We start from the raw sequence: 19,657 nt of genomic DNA, 5'->3' as shown, positions 1-19,657 counted from the left end.
AATCTAGCTAAAAACGTCTGTGACGAATCAAGCCCCAGATCAGCAGAATGCAAGAAATACTCAAAATCGGTAAATTTCCCCAGCGCACATAGGGTGTTTTGCCTTCATAAGCTTGTACTTGGGTAATGAGGCTGGCTTGGCTAAATTCAGGAAGAGAAGACAACACCTTTCCGTCGGGACCTAAAACAGAGGTAATACCAGTATTGGTTGCCCGGAGTGCCGGAAGACCAGTTTCTAGTGAGCGCAGTTGAGATAAGCGTAATTGCTGAGAGGATGCTTGAGAGTCTCCGAACCAAGCCAAGTTGGTGAGATTAATTAATACATTGGTCGATGTAGAGCTGTTTCGAATGCGACTAGCTAGCTCTCCGCCAAAGACATCCTCATAGCAAATTGTAATTGCGGCCAAGAGAGGCTTTTGATTCGGCCTTTGAATCAAGAAATTTTCTTGATTCATTCCGCCTCTAGCAAAGTCGCTTAAGGGAACATTAAAGGCATTTACAAACCAATGGAATCCTGGGGGAATAAATTCACCAAATGGAACTAGATGGTTTTTGTCATAGAGGTAAGGTGGATTTGCGGGTGAAAGACCTAATGCGCGATTAGAAAACTCCCGACCATCTTTTGTATTGGTATGCCTACCAATCACCCCAAATAATAAATTGTTACCTTGCTGATTAATCTGTTTTTGTAGAGCATCTATGGTCCCACTGGGTAAATTACTTTCAGGCCATGGAAAAGCTGTTTCTGGGGCAATGATGAGTTCAGCATGAGATTTAGACATCGCAGCAAAGTAAAACTCAATTTGCTTGAGCACGCCTTCTGGTTTGAATATCAGACTTTGAGCAAAATTGCCTTGAATTAGTTCTACTCTAAGAGGCGCCCCAATAGGCTTAGTAAAGCTCCATAAACTTGAGAGCGCGGTTAATACTATGACAAAGATGAGCGTGAGAGTGCTGACTAAAGGATCTTTCTTTAGTTGCAAGATTTGCCATGAAGTAAAAACCACCAGAAAGGTGCAGGCCAGACCACCAAAGTAAGGGGCAATAACTGAAAATGGTCCGTTGACTTGGCTCTCTGCCAAGCCCATCCAGGGAAAACCTGTAAAGATATAGCCACGCAAGAATTCCATTACAACCCAGCTGGCTGCCAGGAAGAGGCCAGTAAAGCGTGAGTTGTGAAGCAGAGTCAGTGTGAGTGTGGCAAGTGCAAAGTACAGCGCCATATAGGCAGACAATAAAAATACTGCCATGCAAGATAGCGCTGCATTCATACCACCTACATCATGAAGGCTGATATAAATCCACCACAGACCGATCACAAAGTAGCCTAAGCCAAATATCAAACCAGATAAGAGCTGATGCTTTATAGAAGAGTGGTTTTCTAAAGTGAGTTGCCACCATATCACGCTCAGTATGGGAATTTGAATCCACCCACCATAGGACAACTCAGTCGCACCAGCTAGGACTGCGCCCAATATAAATAGCGTTAAATAATGAATTGCTGATCGACTACGAGAAAGCGGATGAATCAAGATCAGTCTCAGTCAGTTTTCTTAGAAGTTTGACGCGCTAGCAAGATATGGATTTGACGAGGATCAGCACGCAAGATTTCGAATTCAATACCATCTATTGAAATGCGTTCACCTACCTTTGGAACTCTGCCCAGATGTTGAATTACAAGACCAGCAACAGTTTCAATATCCTCTTCTACAAAGTGGGTGCCAAGCTTCTCGTTAAATTGCTCTAGCTCGGTAATGCCTTTCACCCTAATATCCCCATTATCAAGCGTAATCAGGTTATCAGCTTCTTCATCAATGTCATGTTCATCTTCAATATCACCAACGATTTGCTCCAATACATCTTCAATCGTGATGATCCCGGCAACGCCACTGTATTCATCCACGACAATCGCTAGGTGATTGCGATTATCTTTAAAGTCGCGCAATAAAACGCTAAGGCGTTTTGATTCAGGAATGAAAACTACTGGCCTAAGCCAATCGCGCACTTGAAAATCTTTTTCTGTTGCATGTCGTAATAGATCTTTTGCTAATAAGATGCCAATCACATTATCTTTACTGCCTTCGTAGACCGGAAAGCGAGAGTGGGCTGCATCTATCACGCTTTGAATGATGACAGCTAAGCTGCAGTTGATATCAATCCAATCAATCTGTGCCCTAGGTACCAAGATATCGCGTGCACAAAGTTGCCCTACTTGAAAGACGCCCTCAATCATTGAGAGTGCATCAACATCAATCAGTCCTTCAGTTTGAGCCTCTCGTAAGGTCTCAATGAGTTCCTGGCGGCGCTCGTTTGGACTAACAGGTTTTGGCGTTAAAAAATCGGTTAGCCGATCTAGTAGTGATTTATTGGGGTCAGGCATATAGGAAGAATAGCTTAGAAATATGTCAATTTTTCAATTGAGCAGGTAAATGAGGCCTAGGATTCGAGGTAAGGATTAGAAAACCCTAATTTTTCTAGAATTTGTACTTCTAGTGACTCCATCTTTTTTGCATCTTTCGCAGTTTGATGATCATAGGCTTGAGCATGAAGGCAGCCATGCACGATCAGGTGGGCAAGATGCGCTTTAAGTGTTTTTCCTTGTTCTTTTGCTTCATTTTGAACAATCGGCAGACAAAAAATAATATCGGCCAGTACATTTGTTTTTGATGACTCGTATGGAAAAGTTAAAACGTTGGTCGCCTGATCTTTGTTTCGATAAGCCAGATTTAATTTCTTTCCTTCTGCGGCATTCACAAAGCGCAGAGTTAGTAGCCCTCCCTGGTGTGTAGCTGCTTTCACCCACTTCTTTATGACATTCTTTGACGCTTGCTGAGTAAGCGCCGCTTCAATAGCGGGACTCGCGTATTGAAGCTCAATGAGTAATTTAGATTTAGTGGGAGTTTGCATGGGTATTTAAGAGTTCGCCTCTTAAGGTGTAGTTAAGTACTTCCGTTACTTCAATATCAACCATATTGCCTATGAGTGATTCCATGTCTTGTTCTACTGCCGTGAAATGAATGACGCGATTATTAGCGCAGCGTCCTTGCAGATTCACGCCATCTTTGGCTAGCCCTTCTACTAATACTTTTTCGATATTACCAAGCATTTTTTTACTGATTTGATTGGCTTGGCTCTCTACGAGGGCTAATAAGGTTTGTAAACGCTTGAGTTTGACTTCGTAAGGAGTGTCATCACTTAAGTTAGCGGCAGGGGTGCCGGGGCGAGGACTAAAAATAAAGCAGAAGCTATTATCAAATTGAAGATCTTGAACCATCTTCAGTAGCTTTTCAAAATCCGCTTCAGTCTCCCCAGGAAAACCCACAATAAAGTCGCTCGATAAAGTAAGGTCAGGCCTGACGGCACGCATCTTACGAATAATGCTCTTGTACTCGAGAGCGGTATAACCACGCTTCATGGCTGAGAGCATGGCATCCGAACCATGTTGTACGGGTAAGTGCAGATGGCTGACAAGCTTGGGTACTTTTGCGTAGACATCAACGAGTCGCTGTGTAAATTCTTTTGGATGGCTGGTGGTAAAGCGGATGCGCTCAACGCCAGGTATCTCTGCAATGTATTCAATTAACAAAGCGAAGTCTGCAATCTCATCAGTAGCACCCATTTTGCCCAGATAAGCATTGACGTTTTGACCAAGCAACACAATTTCTTTAACACCTTGACTAGCAAGGCCCGCTACTTCAGTTAAGACATCATCAAAAGGTCGGGATACTTCTTCGCCGCGGGTATAGGGAACAACACAGTAGCTGCAATATTTTGAGCAGCCTTCCATGATGGAAACATAAGCTGAACCCCGAGTCTGGCGTGAGGCAGGTAAGTGATCAAATTTTTCAATTTCTGGAAAAGATATATCTACTTGTGAAATTCCGGTCTGACGACGCTTTGCAATTAAGTCAGAAAGACGGTGCAATGTTTGCGGCCCAAAGACGACATCGACATAGGGGGCGCGGCTGACAATTTGCTGACCTTCTTGGCTAGCAACGCAGCCGCCAACGCCGATCAGTAATTCTGGCTTGAGTTTCTTGAGCTCGCGTAATCTACCCAAATCAGAAAAAACTTTATCTTCTGCTTTTTCTCGAATTGAGCAAGTATTGAGGAGAACGACATCCGCATCTTCAGGCGAATCTGTCATGACCATGCCTTCATTGGCATGTAAGAGGTCGGCCATCTTGCCCGAGTCATACTCGTTCATCTGACAGCCAAAGGTTTTGATGTAAAGCTTTTTCATATGCCGTTCTCAGGTTTATAGCTGGGGGCGAAGCTCAGATTTTACGGGATATGGACTTAGATCAGTCGATAAGCGGCAATAGCTACCAAAGTAGGCGGTATTGCTGCTATTAATAGATATAGCGCTGAAACCGCAGCATTTGGAAAATAGGCACGCAAAATCGCAATACCTGCAGGATTAGGAGCATTAGCAATAACTGTAAGCCCACCCCCAGCTACTGCACCGCCCACTAAGGCAAGCTTAAATTCAGGAGAAGTGCCGGTGACTAGTGAGCCTAGGTAAGTTAATGCGGCATTATCTGTAATGGCAGTAAGCGCAAGGCTGCCATAGAAAACTGCGGTAGGGCTCATCATCTCCAGTATCGGTTGTAACCACCAACCTTGAAGCGCACCCAAGACAACTAAACCACCCAAGAAAAATCCTACCAAGAGCGCTTCTTTCAGGATGAGTGGGCTTTGATGTATTGGATATGCGGTGGTATAGCCAATAAAGAAAAGCAAAAGCCACATAAAAATAACAGGGTCATGAGCAAATATCACTACCCCGAATAAAAACAGCAGATGGACTGCCGTGACAGCTAAAGGAATTTTGGTGGGTTTCTCAAGCGATTGCGAGTCGGTTAACTGCCGATGAAATATCAGTGTGACGCCTAGTGCATTTACAAAAATAGCGATGCAAGATTCAATACCGAAGTTCGCAAACATAAATGCCGAACTCCATTCCCAAGTGGTGGCGACCATCAATACAGGGGGTGCTGCAAAATTTGTCAATGTTCCGCCAATAGAAATATTGACAAAAAGCACACCTAAGGTAGCGAACATCAAAGTGATGGAAGGTTTATTTTTGTAAACTAAGTCACGTAATAAAAATGCGGCTAAGGTCATTGCAGCTGGTTCAGTAATCAGCGATCCCAAGAGAGGAGTTACGGAAAGCGTTAAAAAATACAGTGCTGGAGCACTTCGAATGCGAAGCAAAGCTTGTAAAACAGTACCTAGGACGTGCAAAATTTGGGTAGCAAAGAAAAGAATAGGTTTACTACCCGCCACAATCATGATGGCAAATACAAAGAGTGGCTCTGTGAAATTGCGTTGATCTAAAAAAGATTTAGCGGCATTTAAACTTTCGCTAAAGCTCATAAAAATAATGAGAATCGCAGCCCAAAAACCAAAAACGATCTCTACTTCACCAAGGAGATGCCACAAGCCTGAATGCTTGGGTGATTTGCTAGCAAGGGTTTCAAAATAACCAGTACAAAAGGTATGCAATACGGCAATGGCAAAAATAATGCTTGCGCCAAGTTCAGTCGGGGTAAAGTTCATAGCAGAATGGTAGCAGGTGCTTGAAAATATTAAGACATTGTTACTTTGGGAGATTTTAGTGAAATTGAAGATTGGCTATCAAGAACTCATTGCAAGCGCAATGGTGCAAATTGAAACGGTTCCACTAGAGGAGGCGCAGCAATTGTTAGGTGATCCCAATACGGTTTTTGTGGATATTCGGGATGTTCGAGAATTGGAGCGCGAAGGCATGATCCCCAATGCTTTGCATGCACCTCGGGGAATGTTGGAGTTTTGGGTTGATCCTGATAGCCCTTATTTCAAACCTATTTTTGGTGAAGGTAAGCGTCTAATTCTGTATTGTGCTTCTGCTTGGCGCTCAGCCCTTGCAACGGAGACGCTACAGAAAATGGGCTTGCCGGGAGTTAGTCATCTAGAAGGTGGTTTTACTGCCTGGAAAAAAGCGGATTTACCCACTCAAGACAAAAGTCAGAAGAATTAATTATTCGTCATTTAAACAAAAGGTAATCATGAGAAAAGTAGTGTCGCAGTTTGGAGAAGGACCACTCCAACAAAAATTAAGGACAGGGGATATACATCATGTATCGGATGCAGAGCTGTCTAAAGGTGGCGATGGTACTGGGCCTTCACCCCATGAATATTTGGGTGCAGCATTAGCAGCCTGTACAAGTATGACATTAAAGATGTACTCGGAAAGAAAATCCATTCCACTTAAAAATGCGATCGTGACAGTAGATATCGAACGTCAAAATGATATTGAAATCTTTACACGACATGTTGAATTGGTGGGCGATCTAGATGATGAACAAAGAGTACGTCTTTTAGAGATTGCACAAAAATGCCCAATCCATAAAGCATTGGCTGGTGAGATCCAAATAAAAACCCAGCTGGTAAATTAATACGAGCTGGGTTTTTTAAAACAATTACTAAGGCGACAACTAAAAACAGCTTAGTTAGGTGCTGTAGCTGGCTTACCAGTCTTGCCGGCGTTGTAACCAGCGTTGTACTCAGAGCCCTGTTCTTTCTTGTATGCATCATAGATATAACCAGATGCCGCGCCAACTGCTGCGCCACCAACTGCACCCCAGATAGGATTGCCATGGAAAATCGCTGTGCCAATAGCACCAGCAGTAGCGCCGATAGCGGCACCAGAAACAGTGCGTTGTTCTGTATTGCTCATGTTTGAGCAACCCGCTATTGCGAATGTTGCTGCAGTAATTGCGATAATTTTTTTCATATCAACTAATCCTTTGTATGTAATTTGAATAAGCTATTGGCTCTAATTATTTTTTGCCACAAGGAAAGCGCATTGCTAGGAAACCTAGTGCAGTACCAGCAGCAGGCTTGTCAGCAGTTTGTGGATTATCACCAGCCCATTTCACAAAATCAGCAATGACTTCATCACGTTTAGGAGCAGGTTGATTGACGCAAATAAATGGCTTAGCACGTTGTGGATGACGTGTAGCTAAATAGGTTTCATAAATAGCACTGGTGTAACCCACACAAAAGCTGCGTGATTCCGGACTTCCAGGAAGCTTGCAAGTTGTAACAAGCTCCTGAGTGCTCAATACTTTGATTTGTTCCTGGGCTTGAACAGCTCCAGAAATTGCGCCAAGGGCAGCTAAAACAACTAGGGTTTTTTTCATGGGTTTTCCTTAGGGTGTATTCAAATCAATGATAAACCATCATTTGTACTCAATATGTGCACTAATATAGTGCAATTTGCACCTAAATAGATTTTTTTGTTCCCCATAATGATGCATAAAAAAGAGGGGGAATTTTTATGGAAATCTTGAAATCCGGAAGCGATACTTTATTCATCTTGCTTGGCGCCATCATGGTTTTGGCTATGCATGCGGGCTTTGCATTCTTGGAGTTGGGCACAGTTCGTAAGAAGAACCAGGTCAATGCTTTGGTCAAAATCCTGGTGGACTTTGCAGTCTCTACAATTGCTTACTTTTTTATTGGCTACAGCATTGCTTACGGGGTGAACTTTTTCTCCGGTGCAGAATTGTTGGCCGAAAAGAATGGCTATGAGCTAGTCAAGTTTTTCTTCTTACTGACTTTTGCTGCAGCGATTCCTGCGATTGTTTCTGGTGGCATTGCTGAGCGCGCTAAATTTAATCCTCAACTCATTGCTACGTTTATTTTGGTAGGCTTTATATATCCCTTCTTTGAGGGCATTGCCTGGAATCAACATTATGGAATTCAGGCATGGATCAAGGGCTTAACGGGTGAAGAATTTCATGACTTTGCGGGTTCAATCGTGGTGCATGCTGTTGGCGGTTGGATTGCCTTACCTGCAGTGATTCTTCTGGGTGCGCGTCGTGGTCGCTATACCAAAGAGGGTCAAATCTCGGCACATCCACCTTCAAGCATTCCATTCTTAGCATTAGGTGCTTGGATATTGGCAGTAGGTTGGTTTGGTTTTAATGTCATGAGTGCACAAACGATCGATAAGATTAGCGGCTTGGTTGCAATCAACTCTTTGATGGCAATGGTTGGCGGAACTTTGGCAGCATGGGTTGTTGGACGAAATGACCCGGGTTTTACTTACAATGGACCTCTTGCTGGCTTGGTGGCGGTGTGCGCTGGTTCCGATTTGATGCATCCAGTTGGTGCTTTATTTGTTGGCCTAGTTGCCGGTGCTTTGTTTGTCTACATGTTTACCTTAGTACAAAACCGCTGGAAGTTAGATGACGTGTTAGGTGTTTGGCCCCTGCATGGCTTATGCGGCTTATGGGGTGGCTTGGCGGCGGGTATTTTTGGAACAAAGGCGCTAGGTGGTCTGGGTGGAATTACCTTTACTGGCCAACTCATTGGTAGCGCGTTAGGAGTGGGTGTCGCGCTAGTTGGAGGATTTGCAGTTTATGGAACCCTCAAAGCATTGATCGGTATTCGCATGTCACAAGAAGAAGAATATGAGGGTGCCGATTTAAGCGTGCACCGAATTTCTTCATCACCTGACCGTGAACCAAACTGGTAATTGTTGATCAGATATCAGCCATGATTCATCCCTATAATGAGTCATGGCTATTTATGAACTAGACGGAAACGCTCCTCAGTTATCTGAGGGTGCATGGGTTGCTGATAGTGCCGAAGTAATCGGCAAAGTAGAGCTCCATCAAAACGCCAGTATCTGGCCCAAGGTAGTGATCCGCGGCGATAACGACCTCATTCAAATCGGTGAAGGCAGCAATGTTCAGGACGCTTCTGTTCTGCATACTGACCCTGGCTATCCACTCATCATTGGCAAGCATGTCACGATCGGGCATCAAGTCATGCTGCACGGGTGCCAGATTGGTGATGGCAGCTTAATAGGAATAGGCGCTGTCATTTTGAATGGCGCCAAGATCGGTAAACATTGTTTAGTCGGTGCTGGTGCACTCGTGACTGAGGGAAAAGAATTTCCGGAGGGCTCCATGATTTTAGGATCGCCAGCAAAAGCAGTAAAAATCTTAACGCCCGAACAAATGGCTGGTATCGAAGAGATTGCTGGACGCTATGTCAAAAATGCTCAGCGTTATATCAAGACCCTCAAAAAGATTGCCTAAGCATTGCTCTACGTATTTAATGTCGTTCTGCCAGTATTTGTTCTCATACTGATTGGGTATGTCTGTGGGCGCACTGGCAAGTTGGGCGTCAATGCATCAATTGAGTTAAATCGTTTTGTAGTGTGGTTGGCATTGCCTGCGCAACTATTTAACTTTGCCTCTAATAGCGGCTGGCAAATGCTGTGGCAACCTGGCTTTATCACGGCATTTTTCCTGAGCTGTATTGCAGTTTTTATTTTGGTATTACTTATCAGTCGCTTGCGTGGCGAAGATCTAGCTGCGGCAAGCTTTAACGGCTTAAGTGCTTCCTACTCCAACACCGGTTATATGGGAATCCCCCTCTGCGCTCTAGCGCTTGGGCAAGATGGTTTAGCTCCTGCGATTATTTCTACATTTATCGTCTTTGTGATGTTTGCATTAGCAACGGTGCTTATTGAAATTGGCATTTTGTCGCATAAGAAACCTCATGAGATTTTCTGGAGCGCGACTAAATCCCTTTGTACTAATCCATTATTGATTGCTCCAGTTGCAGGATTGTTATGGTCTGCTAGTGACATGTCTTTATATGATCCGCTTGCGCAAGTCATTGCCTTCTTGGCGGCAGCAGCTACACCATGTGCTCTGGTATCCATTGGATTATTTTTAATGCAAAAGAGTCAGGCCTCTCCAGGGCAAACTTGGAGTATTACTTTTGCTAAGCTCATCATCCAGCCGGCGATTGCTTGGGTCATTGCTGGCCCCATTTTGAACTTGCCTGCTTTATGGGTAAGTGCTGTGGTGATCTTAAGTGCGCTACCAACAGGTACTGGCCCTTTTATGTTGGCGCAGTATTACAAGGCTGATGGGAGTGTGATTTCTCGAGTGGTCCTCTTAAGCACTATAGGCTCCTTACTAACACTCTCTTTATTCCTTTGGTGGAATAGCGGGGTTTAATCCCTCAGTCTTGTAATGCGTAAAGTGCTTTAGACTTATTGCCATGGAAGAGATTAATTTTTGGATTGGCATCATTGCAACAATGGCTTTTGCGGTCACGGGGGTACTAGCGATCACTGATCGTGGTGTTGATCTCTTTGGCGTATTGGTGCTTGGTTTAATTACTGCTATTGGTGGCGGAACGATTCGCGACATTATTTTAGAATCTCCCGTTTTTTGGTCAGAGAACCAAATTTATGTATGGCTTGCCTTAGGTGCCAGTGTCCTCACCTTCTTCGCGGAATCTTTTTTTACACAGCCCCAAATTTACCGTTGGATGCTTTATATGGATGGATTTGGCGCTGCACTCTTTGCGATCCAGGGGGCTGATAAGGCCTGGAATATGCACTATGGTTTGCCAGTCGCCCCAGTCATTTTAGGTGTGGTGACTGCGATCGGAGGCGGGTTATTGCGTGATGTATTGGCCGGTCGCAAAACCCTCATCATGTCACATGAACTCTATGCTATTCCGGTAAGCTTTGGTTGTATTGCCTATGTACTGATACTGAATTTTTTTCCTCAATACACGATTGAGGGTTCAGTCATCTGTATGTTGGGAATATTTGGTTTACGCGCAGCCGCCATTCATTGGGATCTGCGCGTACCCAAAATGTTTATTTCTAGAACGCGCTAACTGCACCATCGCTGCGTGGATCCCAGCCGCCACGAAGTGTGCCTGATGGGTCGCGGATGATGCAGCCTGCATGACCAACGGTCTCATCAAACGAATCTAACATTTCAACATCATGACCCATGGCGTGCAATTCTTTTGCAACCCATGGACTAAAGCGCGATTCAAGTTTTAAGCTGTCACTGGTTTGACCCCAGGTACGACCAAGCAGCCAGCGTGGGCGACTAATGGCATCTTGTGGATCTAGACCATAAGTGGCCGTGCGAGTAAAGACAGCACATTGGGTTTGAGGTTGACCGTCACCACCCATCGTGCCGTACACCATCGAGCGACCGTCTTTGAATAAAGCCATCGCTGGATTTAATGTGTGGAATGGTTTGCGGAAAGGCTCAAGATGATTGAGTGTTTTTGGATCTAAAGAAAAACTGCAGCCGCGGTTTTGCCAGTTCACGCCAGACTTGGGCAAGACAATGCCTGCGCCAAACTCGTGATAAATACTTTGTATAAAGGAAACACAATTACCATCACCATCAATCACGCCCATCCAAATAGTATCGGCTGGTCCTTTGCCTTGGCCCCAGGGAAGTGCTTTATCAGGATCAATATTTTTGGCTAGTTTTTTGAGAAAGGCAGGCGATAAGAATGACTGCGCATGCTTTTTCATATACGCAGGATCAGTCACAAACTGATCGCGAATCTTAAAGGCCTGCTTGGTTGCTTCTACACAATGATGAACATACTCAGTACTATCCACCTTGAAGCGTTTTAAGTTGAGCTGATCTAGGATGCCGATGATCATGAGTGACACCACACCTTGAGTAGGCGGCACCATGTTGTAGACATTTCCTAGGCTATGTTTGAGTTCTAGCGGGTCAATCAGTTTTGCATGATGACGGTGCAGATCACTCAATCTTAAGGGTGTGCCAATCTCAGTAAGTTCTTTTGCTATTAAGTTGGCGAGATCACCACGGTAGTAATCTTCTGTTCCTTTGCGAGCGACTTGTCGTAAAGTTTTACCGAGTCGATCTTGTTTGAAGATGCTGCCAACGGCTGGCGCTTTGCCATTGACTAAAAAAGTTTCTGCAAAGCCAGGAATTGGGGAAAGCTCTACACGCTTCTTGGCAGTTAGACTAGATTGACTGAAGGTAACTGGAATACCTGCCTCAGCATAATGAATGGCGTCGGCAAGCAGGCGAGAGAGGGGAATCTTCCCACCAAGTCCTTGTTTAGAGAGTTGAAGCGCTGCGCCCCATCCCGAGATTGTTCCAGCAACCGTATTAGCTGCAACAGGCCCACGAAATGGAATCGCTTTACTAATGCCACGGTCTGCATACCATTGCTTGGTAGCAAGTTCTGCAGCTGCGCCACAAGCATCAATGCCGCCCATAGCTTTGCCGGGGGAGTGAATCACCCAAAAGGAATCACCACCAATAGAGTTCATGTGGGGATATACGACGGCAATTGTTGCAGCAGCTGCCACCATGGCTTCTAAGGCATTGCCGCCTTCGCGGAGCACCGCAAGCGCGGACTCAGATGCGAGGGAGTGCGGTGCTACCGCCATCCCCCGAATACCCCATTTTGATTGCATTACTACCCCTTTGTTTTAAGCCCTATCAATTGCTTATTTATTTTCTCGCAATTGACGTTCGATCTCAGAGCTAGAGTCTACTGTGATTTCATTTTGCTCGACTCCAGCTAGTGGATCAACAGAAGGGCCATTCGCATCAATGGCAACAGTGGGTTTATCAACGAAGTAAGTCACTGTCTCTGGAATGAAGATGATGATTGCAACCAAAATCAGTTGCAGACCAACCCAGGGAAGTGCCCCATAGTAAATATCCGAGCTTTTGACGGATTTATGAGCTACCCCTCGCAAGTAAAACAAGGCAAATCCAAATGGCGGATGCATGAAAGAGGTCTGCATATTGGCGCCTAGTAATACGCCAAACCAGATTAAATCAATGCCTAGTTTCTCAGCAACAGGGGCTAACAATGGAATGATGATGAAGGCAATTTCAAAATAGTCTAAGAAGAAGGCTAAGAAGAAGACAAACAAGTTCACCACAATCAAGAAGCCAATCTGACCGCCTGGCAAGCCAGTGAGTAAATGCTCAATCCATAAATCTCCATCAACACCACGGAAAGCTAAGCCAAAAACAGTAGAGCCAATCAGAATAAAAATTACCATGGCGTTGATGCGCATAGTGGAGGTCATCGCCTCCCAAACTAAAGGCTTATGTAGACGCTTATTCATTGCCGCGAGAACCAATGCTCCTACAGAACCCATCGCGCCACCTTCAGTCGGTGTGGCTAGCCCCATTAAGATGGTTCCGAGCACCAAGAAGATCAGTGCGATAGAAGGAACGATGCCCCAGAGGATTTTTTTAAAGAGCTTCCAGTCAATAACTGGACGTGCCTCTGGCGGTAGTGCCGGCACATCTTGAGGTCTAAAGATAGATAGAAAGAAGATGAACAAGCAAAACAAGGCTACTTGAATGATGGAAGGGCCAATAGCACCGGCATACATATCACCAACCGACTTACCTAATTGATCAGCCAACACGATTAAGACCAGTGATGGTGGAATCAATTGGGTAATCGTGCCAGATGCTGCAATCACACCAGTGGCAACCCGTGGGTTATATCCATAACGCAACATGATTGGCAGTGAGATCAAGCCCATGGCAATCACGGATGCTGCAACGGTCCCAGTAATCGCCCCAAGAATGGCGCCAACAATAATGACGGCATACGCTAAGCCACCACGAATGGGGCCAAACAACTGACCTAAACCTTCGAGCATATCTTCGGCTAAGCCGCACTTCTCCAGAATGGCACCCATGAAGGTGAAAAATGGAATCGAGAGCAATAGGTCATTCGAGAGAATGCCAAAGACGCGATCGGGTAGCGCTTGCAAAAAGGTGGGCTGGAACATGCCCATCTCGATACCAATAAAAGAAAAGAATAAGCCAACAGCACCAAGAGAAAACGCTGCGGGATATCCAAGTAATAAAAATACAATGAGACCCCCAAACATGATGGGGGCCATTAAATCCTGGCTAATCATTGGAGTGGTCTTTCGTACTTAGGATCGATTTGAATCATGCCGGTGATCGCTGCATAGCGCTTGATAATTTCAGAGAGACCTTGGAGTGTTAACAAGAAAAATCCCAAGGTAATCACACCGCGCACAGGCCAACGAATTAAGCCGCCTGGATTGCTAGAAGTTTCACTCTGAATAACCGAAGTGATAAAAAATTCCCAGGAGTAATAACCAATGATGGTAGTCATTGGCAGGAAGAAAACAATGCCACCCCAAAAATCAAGCCAGAGGCGTAATTTATTGGGGTACATTGCATATAGCACGTCGACTCGCACGTGCTCATTGAGGCGAAAGGTAGTTGCTGCGCCAAGCATCACCATGCCTGCAAACAAATACCATTGCGCCTCTAACCAACCATTCGAGCTGATATTAAAGCCGTACCGAATTAGCGCATTCGCTGTGCTAACCAGTACGGCAATTAAGACCATCCAACTTGCTAGTACACCAAAACGATCATTTAATCGATCAACGAAACTTGCAAAAACTAAAAATTGTTTTGGCATATCAGCCTCTCAGTTGGGTTATTTGACCGGGTTAGTCAACATGAAGCTCATGAGAGTTTGCTCAGCAACTTTGTTCCACAACATTTGGTCGTTGCGGAATTTTTTCCAAGGTTCATAAATCTTCTTGAATGATGGATTTTTTGCCGCCTCTTCTTCATACATATCAAAAGCAGCGTTGGAAGCTGCTTTCATAATGTCTGTTGAATAAGACTGCAACTTGACACCGTTTTTAATCAGACTTTGAAGAGCAATTGGATTCTTATAGTCGTATTCCGCCATCATATCGATATTGCATTCTGCGCAAGCTGAGATTAAAGCCTCTTGGTATTGCTTCGGAAGTTTTTCCCATTCTTTAATGTTGACGTACATGGAGTACATCGAACAAGCTTCCCACCATCCTGGATAGTAGTAGTAAGGTGCAATTTTGTAGAAGCCTAATTTTTCATCGTCATAAGGACCAACCCACTCGGCTGCATCAATCACCCCTTTTTCAAGTGCTGGATAAATATCACCACCAGCAATTTGTTGTGGAATTGCGCCAAGGCGTGACATCACTTCGCCACCAAGGCCAGCAATACGCATCTTGAGGCCTTTTAAGTCAGCAACTGTTTTTACTGGCTTTTTAAACCAGCCGCCCATTTGGGTTCCAGTATTTCCTGCGGGGAAGGAGATGATGTTGTAGTCACGTAAAAACTCGCGCTGTAATTTCAGTCCACCACCCCAGTACATCCAAGCATTTTGTTGGCGTTGGTTCATGCCAAACGGTACGGTAGTATCAAAAGCAAAAGTCTTGTTCTTACCGACAAAATAGTAGCCCGCAGTATGAGTACATTCCACAGTACCTTGCTGGACGGCATCCACTGTTCCAAAGGCCGGAACGATTTCGCCGGCGCCAAAAGTACGGATCTGAAATTTGCCATCCGTTAGGGCAGCTACCCGTTTTGCAATGTATTCACCACCACCATAGATCGTATCTAAGCTTTTGGGAAAGCTAGAGGCACAGCGCCACTTTACTTCCGGCATGGATTGGGCAATTGCTGGTGCGGCCAATACACCCGCAGCAGCACCAAGTGCAGTCTTACCTAAAAAGTCACGTCTTTTCATTTGAATCGCTCCTTAATTAATATTTATTGAAGGGGCATTTTTAGTAATGCCTTTTTACTAACGTCTGACACTATTAAAGCGAAGAACAGAACGGCTAATCCCGTAGTTTGCACTCGTAATCAAGGATATGCACCCATCTTGGGCAAATTGCTACAAAGTAGTGCTAATCCTTATTAGCATCAAGGATTAATTACGTTGCGTTAAATGCACAATTCTCGGGAAAACCCCGAGTCAAATTGATGAGGAATTACCCTAAGTAATGGATTTCTTTGATTTTTTTCCAAGCATAATCGACCAGTTGTTTTTTATTTATTAAAAATAGTTAGGAGCTACTGATGTCAACATCAACTAAAGCAGCCCCAATGACCCCTGAAGAGCGCAAAGTTATTTTTGCATCCTCATTAGGTACGGTTTTTGAGTGGTATGACTTTTATCTTTACGGTTCTTTGGCTGCTGTTATTGCCAAGCAGTTCTTCTCAGGCTTAGATGCTGGCTCTGCCTTCATTTTCGCTTTATTAGCGTTTGCTGCTGGTTTCATCGTGCGTCCATTTGGCGCATTGGTGTTCGGTCGCTTAGGCGATATGATTGGTCGTAAATATACCTTCTTGGTTACCATCGTTTTAATGGGTGGCTCAACCTTCATCGTGGGTATCTTGCCTAACTATGCAACGATCGGGGTTACTGCTCCTGTGCTCTTAATTGCCTTGCGGATGCTACAAGGTTTGGCTTTGGGTGGTGAGTACGGCGGCGCTGCTACTTATGTTGCAGAACATGCTCCCCAAGGTAAGCGTGGTGCTTACACATCATGGATCCAGACAACAGCTACTCTTGGTTTGTTCCTCTCCTTGCTGGTGATTTTGTTCACACGTGAATTCACAGGACCAGATTTTGACGTTTGGGGCTGGCGCGTTCCTTTCATCGCTTCTATCGCTTTGTTAGCGGTTTCCGTTTACATCCGTTTGTCGATGAACGAATCCCCAGCTTTCAAGAAGATGAAGGAAGATGGCAAATTATCTAAAGCACCTTTGACCGAGTCATTTGGTCAGTGGAAAAACTTGAAGATTGTTATCTTGGCATTGTTTGGTCTGGTTGCAGGTCAAGCGGTGGTTTGGTATACAGGCCAGTTCTACGCATTGTTCTACCTCACTCAAGTATTGAAAGTGGATCCTAAGGCTGCGAACTTATTGATTGCTGCTTCACTGGTAATTGGTACACCATTCTTCGTGGTGTTTGGTAGCTTATCTGACAAGATTGGTCGTAAAGTGATCATCATGGGTGGTTTGTTGTTTGCCATCATTCTGTATATCCCTAATACTCCAGTTTCCATATTTAATGGCTTAACTCACTTTGCTAACCCAGCATTGGAAAAAGCAATGGCAACATCACCAGCAACTATTACTGCTGATGTGAGCGAATGTACTTTCCAGTTCAACCCAACTGGTACTGCAAAGTTCACTAGCTCTTGCGATATTGCGAAGCAGGTGATGGCTTCTAACTCTGCAAGCTACACAACTATTCCTGGCCCAGCTGGCGGAACTGCAGTTGTGAAGATTGGCGACACAGAGATTCAAGGCTACTCTGCTAAGGGTATGGCTCCAGCGGATGCCAAAGCAAAAGATGCTGAGTTCAAGAAAGCCATTCGGGATGCATTGAATGCTGCTGGTTACCCTGCTAAGGCTGATCCTGCTGCAATTAACTATCCTGCAGTTCTTGGCCTCTTGGTGATCTTGGTGATCTTGGTAACCATGGTTTATGGTCCAATCGCTGCGATGTTGGTTGAGATGTTCCCAACCCGCATTCGTTACACCTCGATGTCCTTGCCATATCACATTGGTAACGGTTGGTTCGGTGGCTTGCTGCCAACGATCTCCTTCGCCTTGGTAGCGCAAAACGGTAATATTTACTACGGTCTCTGGTACCCAATCATCATCGCTGCGATGACATTGGTAATCGGTACACTGTTTGTTAAGGAAACCAAAGACGTCGATATCTACGCACGTGACTAAGCTTCTTTAGTCTGCATCAAATAAGAAACCCGATCAGAAATGGTCGGGTTTTTTTATTCCCACAAATCTTGTTGATTGCGGCGCCCTAGAAGGTTTTGGTTTTGCCCAGCAATGGAGATCTCTCTTGCTCCTGGGATCAATGTGATGGCGGCGCCTGCTGACAGCAGACCTGTTTGATTGACTCGGAGATACCAGCCAGAAAAGCCAGACTGCAACATGGCCTTAGCTGCGCCCTTATATTTCATACGGGCATTGAACTTAAAGCAGGGTTCACGTAGCTTAACTACTGAGAATTCCAACTCACCAATGCGCATTAAATCACCGACAAATACTTCAGTTTCTAGTAATCCTTCGATCGTGAAATTCTCGCCGAAGGCCCCATATTGGAGATCAACTACTTGTTTAGTTTCTCGGGTGAGTAGGGTATTCCAAAACGCATAGTGTTCTACTGGATAAACGTAGATCGCTTTTTCAAGCCCACCATGAACACTTAGATCGGCTTGTTCATCACCCCTCACCCCAAGCTTGGTAATTTCTATTGGTGTGGGTGTTTGTAAATCACTCACTGGGGTTTTGACAATCGCCGAAGCAACCGATTTGTAATTAGGGTGATGATTACCAAATAAGGGCGCAACTTTACCGCTGGAAATAGATAAAAGTCTCACTGAGCTTACATCAATGAACAGTAATCAAAATTACTTACTCCATTTCGTTTCCATGGCCAGAATTTTTTCTGAACCTAACTCTGCGAGATATTTATTAAACTCTTCTCTAATGGGCGAGCCTTTGACAAATGCAAAGCCCAATTTATCAGAGTAAGGAATTTCATAGCTACTAGTCAAAGGCATCTTCATCTTGTTGACGTAAGTGAGTAGCATGGAGCTATCCACAAAAACCAGGTCTAGGTTGCCATTGCTAAGGTCCGTCAAGGCCTCGCTCATGGATGGATAGAGTTTGACTTTGTTAATAGGATAAATGCCTGTGGGCACCCATTCTTTCTCAATGTAACCCATGAAGACTGCGCCTGTAGGAAAGCCAATCGAGTATTTTTTGATTTGCGATAAATCGGTGATTTTGATATTACGCTTAGTAAGGCTGACTAAATTCCAGCCATTTTCTACGTAAGGGTTTGAGAAATCCATGACCTCTTGGCGTTTTGGAGTGATGGATATTCCGGAGAAGGCAACATCTGCTTGTCCGCTCGCAACTGCGCCAAGCATGCCTTGGAAGTCATAGGCTTTCAGATTGTAGGTATAGCCACGTGATTCACAAAATCCTTTAAAGATTTCGATATCAACACCCACCACTTGACCATTCTCTTCAAAAGTAAATGGTGGAATAGAAGGCGATATAGCAGCTTGCAAAACCTTTGATGTTTTGTTGTCGGATTTAGAGCAGCCAAGTGAAAATAGGCTTAGCAAAACGCAGGCGCTCAGAATGAGTGTTTTTGTGACTGATGATGAGTTCTTGATCATGTTGAATTTCGCTATAAGAACGACGTTAGGATAAGTGGGAAGTATCAAAGGCTTAGACTGCTAAGATCACATCATAAATCGAAGAGAGTGATATATGCGTTTTTATATAGTAGTGATTCTAGGACTTCTTTGCGCGCTGGGCAGCCAATCTGCATTCGCTAAATGGGATGAGGAACGCGATCGCACTGGGAGTGGTAATCAGGACCTGGTCTACTACTCTAAAACAAATGCAGAAGGCCAGAAATTAGTCTTAGATAAATATATGAAGCGGCTGATTTTTATTCAGCAAGACCGTTTGCATAAGCGCACTATCAAGCAAATCAAAATTGATGGGGTCCCAGTGGATGTGATGAGCGACCCCTTTTCGCATTACCCTGAACAAACAGCCATTACCTTTGAAAACAAGGATGAGGTGCTCAAAAAGCTATTTTTAGCCAAGAAAATAGAGATTGAGCTTCGGTATGGTCGGGAACCGGGGCTGGCGGTTTTTCAGATTAAGTAGGCAAAGGCAGTCTATTGAGACAGGCAGACGCCTATCATTTATAATTTCCAGTTCGGCGAATTAGCTCAGCTGGTTAGAGCGACGGAATCATAATCCGCAGGTCCGGGGTTCAAATCCCTGATTCGCCACCATATTGAAAGGGTCCGTACCGGACACATGGTTTACATCCGGTACCGACCACATGGTTTACACCTTTACCAATCACATCCCCAATACTTTGGGACCAAATGGATTCTCTAGGGCGCTAACCTTATGAGACTCCATATC

Annotated in this window: 21 protein-coding genes and 1 tRNA gene; 9 read left to right on the top strand and 13 right to left on the bottom strand. The window is 44.6% G+C overall.

The annotated features are described in order from the left end of the window. Positions 1-7: 7 nt before the first annotated feature. The 5 genes from lnt to ICN38_RS00090 are packed head-to-tail and all read right to left on the bottom strand — an operon-like array spanning position 8 to position 5,561. Positions 8-1,531, bottom strand: coding sequence for an apolipoprotein N-acyltransferase (gene lnt / locus ICN38_RS00110; RefSeq protein ID WP_216862677.1), 1,524 nt, complete (start codon positions 1,529-1,531; stop codon positions 8-10). Positions 1,532-1,539: 8 nt separating this feature from the next. Then, the gene (locus ICN38_RS00105) at positions 1,540-2,379 is read right to left on the bottom strand and encodes an HlyC/CorC family transporter (RefSeq protein ID WP_216253546.1); all 840 of its coding nucleotides are present in this window, start codon (positions 2,377-2,379) and stop codon (positions 1,540-1,542) included. Between the two features lie 56 nt (positions 2,380-2,435). Further along, positions 2,436-2,906: an rRNA maturation RNase YbeY gene (ybeY, locus tag ICN38_RS00100; RefSeq protein WP_216253544.1), complete on the bottom strand. Its 471-nt coding sequence runs from the start codon at positions 2,904-2,906 to the stop codon at positions 2,436-2,438. Continuing rightward, positions 2,890-4,242, bottom strand: a complete 1,353-nt coding sequence (miaB, locus tag ICN38_RS00095; protein WP_216253541.1) for a tRNA (N6-isopentenyl adenosine(37)-C2)-methylthiotransferase MiaB — start codon at positions 4,240-4,242, stop codon at positions 2,890-2,892. Before miaB ends, ybeY begins: the two co-directional genes overlap by 17 nt. Before the next feature lie 56 nt (positions 4,243-4,298). Then, positions 4,299-5,561, bottom strand: a complete 1,263-nt coding sequence (locus ICN38_RS00090) for a putative Na+/H+ antiporter (RefSeq protein WP_216253539.1) — start codon at positions 5,559-5,561, stop codon at positions 4,299-4,301. A 58-nt stretch (positions 5,562-5,619) separates the two neighbouring features. Between ICN38_RS00090 and ICN38_RS00085 the strand changes: the two genes are divergently transcribed. Both ICN38_RS00085 and ICN38_RS00080 read left to right on the top strand, forming a co-directional pair. After that, positions 5,620-6,021: a rhodanese-like domain-containing protein gene (locus ICN38_RS00085; RefSeq protein ID WP_216253535.1), complete on the top strand. Its 402-nt coding sequence runs from the start codon at positions 5,620-5,622 to the stop codon at positions 6,019-6,021. 28 nt (positions 6,022-6,049) lie between these two features. Beyond that, positions 6,050-6,439 (top strand): OsmC family protein, encoded by a 390-nt coding sequence (locus ICN38_RS00080; protein WP_216253533.1) that lies wholly within the window; start codon positions 6,050-6,052, stop codon positions 6,437-6,439. A 50-nt stretch (positions 6,440-6,489) separates the two neighbouring features. Here ICN38_RS00080 and ICN38_RS00075 read toward each other — a convergent pair whose 3' ends face one another. Further along, positions 6,490-6,777 (bottom strand): glycine zipper domain-containing protein, encoded by a 288-nt coding sequence (locus tag ICN38_RS00075; RefSeq protein ID WP_216253530.1) that lies wholly within the window; start codon positions 6,775-6,777, stop codon positions 6,490-6,492. Between the two features lie 46 nt (positions 6,778-6,823). Further along, positions 6,824-7,186 carry a Rap1a/Tai family immunity protein gene (locus ICN38_RS00070; protein ID WP_216253527.1) on the bottom strand — a complete coding sequence of 121 codons (363 nt, stop codon included), beginning with the start codon at positions 7,184-7,186 and terminating at the stop codon, positions 6,824-6,826. A gap of 137 nt (positions 7,187-7,323) precedes the next feature. On the opposite strand from ICN38_RS00070, the gene ICN38_RS00065 reads away from it, so the two are divergent. From ICN38_RS00065 to ICN38_RS00050, 4 genes are read left to right on the top strand one after another with little or no spacing between them, the layout of a single operon-like run. Next, a complete protein-coding gene (locus ICN38_RS00065; RefSeq protein WP_216253524.1) occupies positions 7,324-8,526 on the top strand; it encodes an ammonium transporter in 1,203 nt (400 codons plus the stop codon). Between the two features lie 43 nt (positions 8,527-8,569). Next, on the top strand, positions 8,570-9,094 hold the full coding sequence (locus ICN38_RS00060; RefSeq protein WP_216253521.1) for a gamma carbonic anhydrase family protein: 525 nt from the start codon (positions 8,570-8,572) through the stop codon (positions 9,092-9,094). Between the two features lie 3 nt (positions 9,095-9,097). Next, positions 9,098-10,027 carry an AEC family transporter gene (locus ICN38_RS00055; RefSeq protein ID WP_216253518.1) on the top strand — a complete coding sequence of 310 codons (930 nt, stop codon included), beginning with the start codon at positions 9,098-9,100 and terminating at the stop codon, positions 10,025-10,027. A gap of 43 nt (positions 10,028-10,070) precedes the next feature. Continuing rightward, positions 10,071-10,700, top strand: a complete 630-nt coding sequence (locus ICN38_RS00050; RefSeq protein WP_216253515.1) for a trimeric intracellular cation channel family protein — start codon at positions 10,071-10,073, stop codon at positions 10,698-10,700. Here ICN38_RS00050 and ICN38_RS00045 read toward each other — a convergent pair. From ICN38_RS00045 to ICN38_RS00030, 4 genes are read right to left on the bottom strand one after another with little or no spacing between them, the layout of a single operon-like run. After that, entirely contained in the window at positions 10,687-12,285 is a 1,599-nt protein-coding gene (locus tag ICN38_RS00045; RefSeq protein ID WP_216253512.1) for a gamma-glutamyltransferase family protein, read from the bottom strand. The genes ICN38_RS00050 and ICN38_RS00045 overlap by 14 nt on opposite strands. Before the next feature lie 33 nt (positions 12,286-12,318). Next, positions 12,319-13,761 (bottom strand): TRAP transporter large permease subunit, encoded by a 1,443-nt coding sequence (locus ICN38_RS00040; protein ID WP_370624356.1) that lies wholly within the window; start codon positions 13,759-13,761, stop codon positions 12,319-12,321. Then, positions 13,761-14,303 (bottom strand): TRAP transporter small permease subunit, encoded by a 543-nt coding sequence (locus ICN38_RS00035; RefSeq protein WP_216253507.1) that lies wholly within the window; start codon positions 14,301-14,303, stop codon positions 13,761-13,763. Before ICN38_RS00035 ends, ICN38_RS00040 begins: the two co-directional genes overlap by 1 nt. Positions 14,304-14,321: 18 nt before the next feature. Beyond that, positions 14,322-15,407 carry a TRAP transporter substrate-binding protein gene (locus ICN38_RS00030; protein ID WP_216253503.1) on the bottom strand — a complete coding sequence of 362 codons (1,086 nt, stop codon included), beginning with the start codon at positions 15,405-15,407 and terminating at the stop codon, positions 14,322-14,324. A 335-nt stretch (positions 15,408-15,742) separates the two neighbouring features. On the opposite strand from ICN38_RS00030, the gene ICN38_RS00025 reads away from it, so the two are divergent. Next, the gene (locus ICN38_RS00025; RefSeq protein WP_216253500.1) at positions 15,743-17,413 is read left to right on the top strand and encodes an MFS transporter; all 1,671 of its coding nucleotides are present in this window, start codon (positions 15,743-15,745) and stop codon (positions 17,411-17,413) included. A gap of 53 nt (positions 17,414-17,466) precedes the next feature. Here ICN38_RS00025 and ICN38_RS00020 read toward each other — a convergent pair whose 3' ends face one another. After that, the gene (locus tag ICN38_RS00020; RefSeq protein WP_216253497.1) at positions 17,467-18,078 is read right to left on the bottom strand and encodes an MOSC domain-containing protein; all 612 of its coding nucleotides are present in this window, start codon (positions 18,076-18,078) and stop codon (positions 17,467-17,469) included. A 30-nt stretch (positions 18,079-18,108) separates the two neighbouring features. Beyond that, the gene (locus tag ICN38_RS00015; RefSeq protein WP_216253494.1) at positions 18,109-18,888 is read right to left on the bottom strand and encodes a transporter substrate-binding domain-containing protein; all 780 of its coding nucleotides are present in this window, start codon (positions 18,886-18,888) and stop codon (positions 18,109-18,111) included. A gap of 94 nt (positions 18,889-18,982) precedes the next feature. On the opposite strand from ICN38_RS00015, the gene ICN38_RS00010 reads away from it, so the two are divergent. After that, positions 18,983-19,390: a hypothetical protein gene (locus ICN38_RS00010; RefSeq protein ID WP_216253491.1), complete on the top strand. Its 408-nt coding sequence runs from the start codon at positions 18,983-18,985 to the stop codon at positions 19,388-19,390. Between the two features lie 54 nt (positions 19,391-19,444). After that, positions 19,445-19,521: transfer RNA gene (locus ICN38_RS00005), tRNA-Met, on the top strand. The last annotated feature ends 136 nt before the right edge of the window (positions 19,522-19,657 follow it).

Origin of the sequence: Polynucleobacter sp. AP-Melu-500A-A1 (genome assembly GCF_018882125.1) — a bacterium.
Lineage (GTDB): Bacteria > Pseudomonadota > Gammaproteobacteria > Burkholderiales > Burkholderiaceae > Polynucleobacter.
The sequence above is the reverse complement of the archived record's forward strand: the minus strand, read 5'-3'. Positions and strand labels throughout refer to the sequence as shown.

Coding starts and splice junctions, on each gene's coding strand:
- ICN38_RS00105 (WP_216253546.1), bottom strand. CDS start 2,379: ATGCCTGACCCCAATAAATCACTACTAGATCGGCTAACCGATTTTTTA.
- ybeY (WP_216253544.1), bottom strand. CDS start 2,906: ATGCAAACTCCCACTAAATCTAAATTACTCATTGAGCTTCAATACGCG.
- miaB (WP_216253541.1), bottom strand. CDS start 4,242: ATGAAAAAGCTTTACATCAAAACCTTTGGCTGTCAGATGAACGAGTAT.
- ICN38_RS00090 (WP_216253539.1), bottom strand. CDS start 5,561: ATGAACTTTACCCCGACTGAACTTGGCGCAAGCATTATTTTTGCCATT.
- ICN38_RS00080 (WP_216253533.1), top strand. CDS start 6,050: ATGAGAAAAGTAGTGTCGCAGTTTGGAGAAGGACCACTCCAACAAAAA.
- ICN38_RS00075 (WP_216253530.1), bottom strand. CDS start 6,777: ATGAAAAAAATTATCGCAATTACTGCAGCAACATTCGCAATAGCGGGT.
- ICN38_RS00070 (WP_216253527.1), bottom strand. CDS start 7,186: ATGAAAAAAACCCTAGTTGTTTTAGCTGCCCTTGGCGCAATTTCTGGA.
- ICN38_RS00065 (WP_216253524.1), top strand. CDS start 7,324: ATGGAAATCTTGAAATCCGGAAGCGATACTTTATTCATCTTGCTTGGC.
- ICN38_RS00060 (WP_216253521.1), top strand. CDS start 8,570: ATGGCTATTTATGAACTAGACGGAAACGCTCCTCAGTTATCTGAGGGT.
- ICN38_RS00050 (WP_216253515.1), top strand. CDS start 10,071: ATGGAAGAGATTAATTTTTGGATTGGCATCATTGCAACAATGGCTTTT.
- ICN38_RS00045 (WP_216253512.1), bottom strand. CDS start 12,285: ATGCAATCAAAATGGGGTATTCGGGGGATGGCGGTAGCACCGCACTCC.
- ICN38_RS00035 (WP_216253507.1), bottom strand. CDS start 14,303: ATGCCAAAACAATTTTTAGTTTTTGCAAGTTTCGTTGATCGATTAAAT.
- ICN38_RS00030 (WP_216253503.1), bottom strand. CDS start 15,407: ATGAAAAGACGTGACTTTTTAGGTAAGACTGCACTTGGTGCTGCTGCG.
- ICN38_RS00025 (WP_216253500.1), top strand. CDS start 15,743: ATGTCAACATCAACTAAAGCAGCCCCAATGACCCCTGAAGAGCGCAAA.
- ICN38_RS00015 (WP_216253494.1), bottom strand. CDS start 18,888: ATGATCAAGAACTCATCATCAGTCACAAAAACACTCATTCTGAGCGCC.
- ICN38_RS00010 (WP_216253491.1), top strand. CDS start 18,983: ATGCGTTTTTATATAGTAGTGATTCTAGGACTTCTTTGCGCGCTGGGC.